The organism is Sphingorhabdus sp. (assembly GCF_044354325.1).
Lineage (GTDB): Bacteria > Pseudomonadota > Alphaproteobacteria > Sphingomonadales > Sphingomonadaceae > Sphingorhabdus_B.
Map to the genome: position 1 here is coordinate 1 of NZ_JBILAF010000123.1, position 5,854 is coordinate 5,854.

8 protein-coding genes are annotated in these 5,854 nt (G+C 57.5%); 7 read left to right on the plus strand and 1 reads right to left on the minus strand.

Going from position 1 to position 5,854, the window contains the following annotated elements; translation table 11 throughout:
• Positions 1-519 (minus strand): J domain-containing protein (locus ACIQ0G_RS09770; protein WP_397577743.1); only part of this gene is annotated, 519 nt, incomplete at its 3' end.
• Between the two features lie 44 nt (positions 520-563).
• Here ACIQ0G_RS09770 and ACIQ0G_RS09775 point away from each other — a divergent pair.
• The 7 genes from ACIQ0G_RS09775 to ACIQ0G_RS09805 all read left to right on the plus strand — a co-directional run.
• Positions 564-839 (plus strand): BolA family protein, encoded by a 276-nt coding sequence (locus tag ACIQ0G_RS09775; RefSeq protein WP_397577744.1) that lies wholly within the window; start codon positions 564-566, stop codon positions 837-839.
• A 66-nt stretch (positions 840-905) separates the two neighbouring features.
• Positions 906-1,820 (plus strand): alpha/beta fold hydrolase, encoded by a 915-nt coding sequence (locus ACIQ0G_RS09780; RefSeq protein ID WP_397577745.1) that lies wholly within the window; start codon positions 906-908, stop codon positions 1,818-1,820.
• A 104-nt stretch (positions 1,821-1,924) separates the two neighbouring features.
• Positions 1,925-2,581 carry an ATP phosphoribosyltransferase gene (gene hisG / locus ACIQ0G_RS09785; protein ID WP_397577746.1) on the plus strand — a complete coding sequence of 219 codons (657 nt, stop codon included), beginning with the start codon at positions 1,925-1,927 and terminating at the stop codon, positions 2,579-2,581.
• Positions 2,568-3,857, plus strand: a complete 1,290-nt coding sequence (hisD, locus tag ACIQ0G_RS09790; RefSeq protein WP_397577747.1) for a histidinol dehydrogenase — start codon at positions 2,568-2,570, stop codon at positions 3,855-3,857. Before hisG ends, hisD begins: the two co-directional genes overlap by 14 nt.
• Positions 3,854-4,315: a transcription antitermination factor NusB gene (gene nusB / locus ACIQ0G_RS09795; protein WP_395628588.1), complete on the plus strand. Its 462-nt coding sequence runs from the start codon at positions 3,854-3,856 to the stop codon at positions 4,313-4,315. Before hisD ends, nusB begins: the two co-directional genes overlap by 4 nt.
• Positions 4,316-4,408: 93 nt before the next feature.
• Positions 4,409-5,326: a thiamine-phosphate kinase gene (gene thiL / locus ACIQ0G_RS09800; protein WP_397577748.1), complete on the plus strand. Its 918-nt coding sequence runs from the start codon at positions 4,409-4,411 to the stop codon at positions 5,324-5,326.
• A gap of 136 nt (positions 5,327-5,462) precedes the next feature.
• A partial coding sequence (locus ACIQ0G_RS09805; protein WP_397577749.1) for a sodium/proton-translocating pyrophosphatase occupies positions 5,463-5,854 on the plus strand: 392 nt, incomplete at its 3' end.

Below are 5,854 nucleotides of genomic sequence, written 5' to 3' on the forward strand. Positions count from 1 at the left end.
GCCGCCATTTTTATCAGGATGATAGGCGCGGACCTTGGCCGAATAGGCGCTACGTAAGGCGCGCCTATCCGCATCCTCGCCAAGCCCTAGCGTCTTGAGCGCTTTGCGGTCCTCAGGCGACAGGAATTGCCCGTCGGCACGTTCCTTGGGCATGCGTGATCGGAAGCGTGTGGATATGGCATCCAACGGGTCTTTAAAGTCCGCCCATTTGGGCGGCGAATCGACACTGCCGCTGGCGCGAAAGGCACGGGTTTCGCTTGGCCAGACGTTGATGGGGCTTTGCGCTTCCATGATTTCTTCGGCGGTCATGCCCGCGAACCAGTTATAGCCTGCATTAAACTGCCGGACATGTTCAAGGCAGAGATATTGATAGTCGCCGGGGCCATTGGCCGACGCGCGCTGGCCATGCGGGTCAGGCGCGCGAAATTCGCCTGCTTCACGGCAGTGCGGATGCGCGCAATGCCGCTGTGCACCGCGAACGCGGCCGTGAAATCGGTCAAAGGGCTGCCGCGAATCCATAATTCCCCTTGGCGAAAAACTGCGGATATGGGAATACAGAGCTTATGGAAAAAGGCCCTGCACATATTGAAATGGAAACGCTGCTGACGGCAGCATTCGCGCCCACGCAACTCGCGGTCATCAACGACAGCGCAAAACATCATGGCCATGGCGGTGACGATGGTTCGGGTGAATCGCACTTCACCGTGGAAATAGAGAGCGCGGCCTTTGCGGGTGTATCCCGCCTGATGCGGCAGCGGATGGTGAACAAGGCGCTCGGCGATATTCCGGGCACGCGCGTCCACGCGCTGGCGATCAAGGCCCGTGCACCGGGCGAATAGCCGCTAGCCCAAAGTGGTGACGAAACGACGGTCCTGCACCTATCGCAATTTTATAAGGCAAACATCATGACCGAACTAAAGCATCACCGTTTTTCCCTTTCAACCGGGATTGAAATGGATGCGTTTACGGCAGGCGATCCTGCCAATCCTGCGATCATATTCTTGCACGGATTTCCGGAATCGCACCGCACATGGCGGCACCAGATGGCCCATTTTTCGGACCGGTTTTTCTGCATCGCGCCCGATCAACGTGGCTATCGCAATTCATCAAAGCCGCAAAATGTCGATGCTTATACGGCGGACAAGTTGACCGCGGATATCTTTGCCTTGGCCGACGCGCTTGGCATCCATAATTTCATCATTGCGGGTCATGATTGGGGCGGCGCGATTGCATGGAGTGTTGCGCTCAATGGTCAACTGGGCGGACCTAACCCCGCATGGGCAGGCCGCGTGACGCGGGCCATCATCGCCAATGCGCCGCATCCCTATCTGTTCCAGCGGCTGATGATCAACGACATGCAGCAGCGGGCAGCCAGCCAATATATGCGTGCGTTCCGTGACCCCGCCAATGATGCTTTGGTGCGTGAGGCAGGGCTAACCGGTCTGATGCGCAAGACGGTTAGCTGGGATAAACCGAGCGCAATGGAACCCGAAGAGCGGGCTGCGTTGTTGAAAGATTGGCAAGACCGCGATGCGTGCTTTGGCATGCTCAATTGGTACCGCGCATCGGCAATATATGTGCCAGCGATGGATGAAGACGCAGAAATGCCTGCCTTTGCCGCAGGCGACTTTCCGAAGCTGATGACGCCCACGCTGATTGTGTGGGCGATGGATGACCTCGCGCTGCCCGCAAGCAACATCGACGGCATCGAAGCATTGGTGCCACATGTGACGATTGCACCGGTGCAGGAATGCGGCCATTTTGTCATCTGGGAACGGCCGGACGCGGTGAATGCGGCCATGGATGCGTTTTTAAACTGACGTCCAAAGCGGTTGAACGGAACCTGGCGATCGTGAAATCGACGGGCAAATAGGGCTTCTGCCATATTGCCCTTTCTGTGCATGACCCCTAAAGCGCGGGCATTGTGACGGAACGCATTATCTTTGCAATCCCCAAGGGACGGATTCTCGACGAGGCTTTGCCGCTTATGCAAGCGGCAGGTATTGAGCCTGAGCCTGCGTTTTTTGACGAAAGCAGCCGCGCGTTGCTTTTTGCGACCAACAATCCTGCGATCAGCATCATTCGCGTGCGCGCTTTTGATGTCGCGACCTTTGTAGCCCATGGCGCGGCGCATATTGGCATTGTCGGGTCCGACGTGATCGATGAATTTGATTATTCGGAGCTTTACGCACCCGTTGATCTTGGCATTGGCCGCTGCCGCATTTCGGTCGCGATGCCACAGGACGCCGTTGATGATGTTCAGGCAGGGCATATTCGCGTCGCAACCAAATATCCGACGACCACCGCGCGCTATTATCATGCGCGCGGTATTCAGGCGGAATGCGTCAAGTTGAACGGTGCGATGGAGTTGGCGCCTTCGCTCGGCCTTTCGGGGCGTATCGTCGATCTGGTGTCGTCGGGCAAGACGCTCGCAGAAAACGGCTTGGTCGAAACGGCGATCATCTCGCAAGTTTCGGCGCGGCTGATCGTTAATCGTGCGGCGTTTAAAATGATGAGCGGCACTATTCCTGCATTGGTGCAGACATTTCGGGAATTGTCGGGCGCACGTGCAGCGGCTTAACGCATCTGACGCGGGCTTTGCTGACGCATTTGATGCGCTGGTGAACGGCCGGCGTGAGGCGGATGCCGATGTCTCCAGCGTTGTCACGCAAACCATCCGCGATGTCCGCGCGCGCGGTGATGTGACTTTGGCCGAAATGACCCAGCGTTTTGACGGCTTTGACCTCAATGCCGCCGGATGGCAAATTGATGCTGCGCAGTGCAAAGCGGCCTATGAGGCCCTCGCGCCGGATTTGCGCGATGCACTGACGCTCGCGGCAAAGCGGATCGAGGCCTATCACAAGGCGCAATTGCCCGAAAACCGGGACTATCGCGATGCCGACAATGTCCGTTTGGGCGCGCGTTGGTCAGCGGTCGATGCGGCGGGGGTCTATGTACCCGGTGGCCGTGCAGCCTATCCATCGTCCGTTCTCATGAATGCCATCCCTGCGAAGGTTGCAGGGGTGGATCGCATTGTCATGGTCACGCCAACGCCCGGCGGAGAGACAAACCAAACGGTTATGGCGGCGGCGTACCTTGCTGGCGTCGATGAAATCTGGCGCGTGGGCGGCGCGCAGGCAATTGCGGCGCTCGCTTATGGTACGGAGCGTATTCGCCCCGTTGATGTCATCACCGGCCCCGGCAATGCATGGGTCGCCGAAGCCAAGCGTCAGCTATATGGCGTGGTCGGCATTGATATGGTTGCCGGCCCTTCCGAAATATTGGTGGTTGCAGATGCGCAGAATGATCCTGAATGGATTGCCGCAGACCTTTTGAGCCAAGCCGAGCATGACCCCACAAGCCAGTCGATCCTGTTCACCGACGACGCCGGTTTTGCCGACGCAGTCGTAAAAGCGGTTGATGCCCAAATTGCAACGCTCGCAACCGGCGCAGTCGCGCGGCAGAGCTGGGATGATTTTGGTGCAATAATCCTCGTCGACGATTTGGAAGGCGCGATGCCGCTCGTTAACCGCTTGGCGGGTGAGCATTTGGAGCTTGCGGTGGATGATGACCGCGCCGAACGCCTTTTCGATCTCGTGCGGCACGCAGGCTCGGTTTTCTTAGGGCGTATGACGCCAGAGGCGATTGGCGATTATGTTGCCGGACCAAACCATGTGTTGCCAACGGGACGCCGCGCGCGATTTGCGTCGGGCTTGTCGGTTCTCGATTTCATGAAGCGCACCAGTTTTATCGCGCTCGATAAAGCCGCCATCAATGCTATAGGCCCCGCAGCGGCAACGCTTGCCGATGCCGAAGGTTTACCCGCCCACGCGGCGAGTGTCAGGAAAAGATTATGAGTGCCAATAACGCAAGTGCGAAATCAAAATCCCGTTCGGCAGCGCGTCTTGCGTCGGTGCAGGCGCTTTATCAGATGGATATGGAAAATATCGGCATTGCGCGCCTTTTGAATGAATTTCATTCGCACCGTTTGGGGCAGGAAATCGAAGACGCGCAATATGCGGACGCCGACGCCGACTTTTTCGACGACGTTGTTTCCGGCGTTGATGCCCGCCGCGAAGAAATTGACCTGCTCGTTGATGCCAAGCTTGGCGAACAATGGAAGATGGGGCGTCTGGACAAGACGATGCTTCAGCTTCTGCGTTGCGGCACCTATGAATTGATCGCCCGCCCTGATGTCCCGACCGCGACGGTGATCGACGAATATCTCGACGTCGCGCACGCGTTTTTTGACAAGAAAGATGCGAAGTTCGTCAATGGTTTGCTGGATGCCGTGGCGAAAGATGTCCGGGCATAGGTCTATTATCGTCGTCCTGAACTTGTTTCAGGACCACATGCTGTGGTTGCTTGTTATCCCGAAACATGTTCGGGATGACGAACTGGAATATTTATGACCACCGAATCCGCCTTCATCAATATATTGCGTGGCTTCGCGAAAGACATTGCGGCGCGCGGGCTTATGGATGATGTTGCGGTCGTTGAAATGGGCGACAGCTGCCTGATCATTACGCACGACATGATGGCCGAAGATGTGCATTTCAGGTCCAATGCAAATCCTGCCGATGTCGCGTGGAAACTCGTTGCGTCGAACCTGTCCGACCTCGCGGCGAAGGGTGCTTCGCCCATTGGTGTGCTGCTTGGCTTCATGCTTGGTGATGATGATTGGGACAGGGCGTTTGCCGCCGGTCTGGAAAAGGTGCTTGGCCATTATGGCGTTGCCTTGCTTGGCGGGGATACCGTTTCCAACCGTGGTGACAAGCGCGCGCTTGGGCTAACCGCGCTCGGTATTGCGACCAATCGCCCCGTGCCCTCACGCGCGGGCGCGCAGGTCGGCGACATCGTGTATGTTACCGGAACCTTGGGCGATGCGCTGGCCGGATTTGAGCTGATCGATGCAGGCTTTGACGAGGTTGGCGCGCTTGCCGACGCGTTCAACCGGCCACAGGTGCGCTTGGCCGAAGGGCAAAAGCTTGCGCCATTTGTCCATGCGATGATGGACATATCCGACGGGCTTTTGATTGATGCAGAGCGCATGGCGACCGCCAGCAGGCTGGGGATCGAAATCGACCTCGCGTGCATTCCCTTGTCGCCTGCTTATGTTAGCTACCGCACAGACAGCCTGGAAAGCCGGATGCAGGCGGCAAGCTGGGGCGATGATTATGAGCTTTTGTTCTGCGCGCCGGCGGACGCCTGTATAAATGTCCACGCAACCGCTGTCGGACGCGTGATTGCGGGCGGGGGCCTCACATTATGCAACGGCGATGCACCTGTTAAATTGCCGCCGACGCTGGGTTATCAACACCATTGACCGAAGTGGCGGAAATGGCGGCGTTTAAGGGTTGCCATGTCTGACGATGCCGCCTTATACCCTTACGGCTTGCAGTTCTCGGGAGGAGAATGGCAACAGGAGTTGTTTTTATAAACAGGAGGGGAGAGATAATTTCATGTCTCTGACAATTATTGCAATATTATGCGGGTTACTTGCCGTCGTGTACGGCTTTGTAACCAGCCGCCAGGTGCTGAGCGCCTCGGCTGGCAATGAAAAAATGCAGGAAATCGCCGCGGCTATTCAGGAAGGCGCAAAAGCCTATCTTGGCCGTCAATACCGGACCATCGCCATCGTTGGCGTTGCTGTTGCGGTGCTTGTGGCGGTTTTCCTTGGCGTCATTCCAACCGTTGGCTTCGTCCTCGGTGCGGTGCTTTCGGGCGTTGCGGGTTATATCGGGATGAACATCTCGGTCCGTGCAAACGTCCGCACGGCGGCTGCGGCGCAGACTGGGCTTCAGGCCGGTCTGACCATGGCATTCCGCGCAGGGGCGATTACCGGTATGCTCGT

Coding starts and splice junctions, on each gene's coding strand:
- ACIQ0G_RS09775 (WP_397577744.1), top strand. CDS start 564: ATGGAAAAAGGCCCTGCACATATTGAAATGGAAACGCTGCTGACGGCA.
- nusB (WP_395628588.1), top strand. CDS start 3,854: ATGAGTGCCAATAACGCAAGTGCGAAATCAAAATCCCGTTCGGCAGCG.
- ACIQ0G_RS09780 (WP_397577745.1), top strand. CDS start 906: ATGACCGAACTAAAGCATCACCGTTTTTCCCTTTCAACCGGGATTGAA.
- thiL (WP_397577748.1), top strand. CDS start 4,409: ATGACCACCGAATCCGCCTTCATCAATATATTGCGTGGCTTCGCGAAA.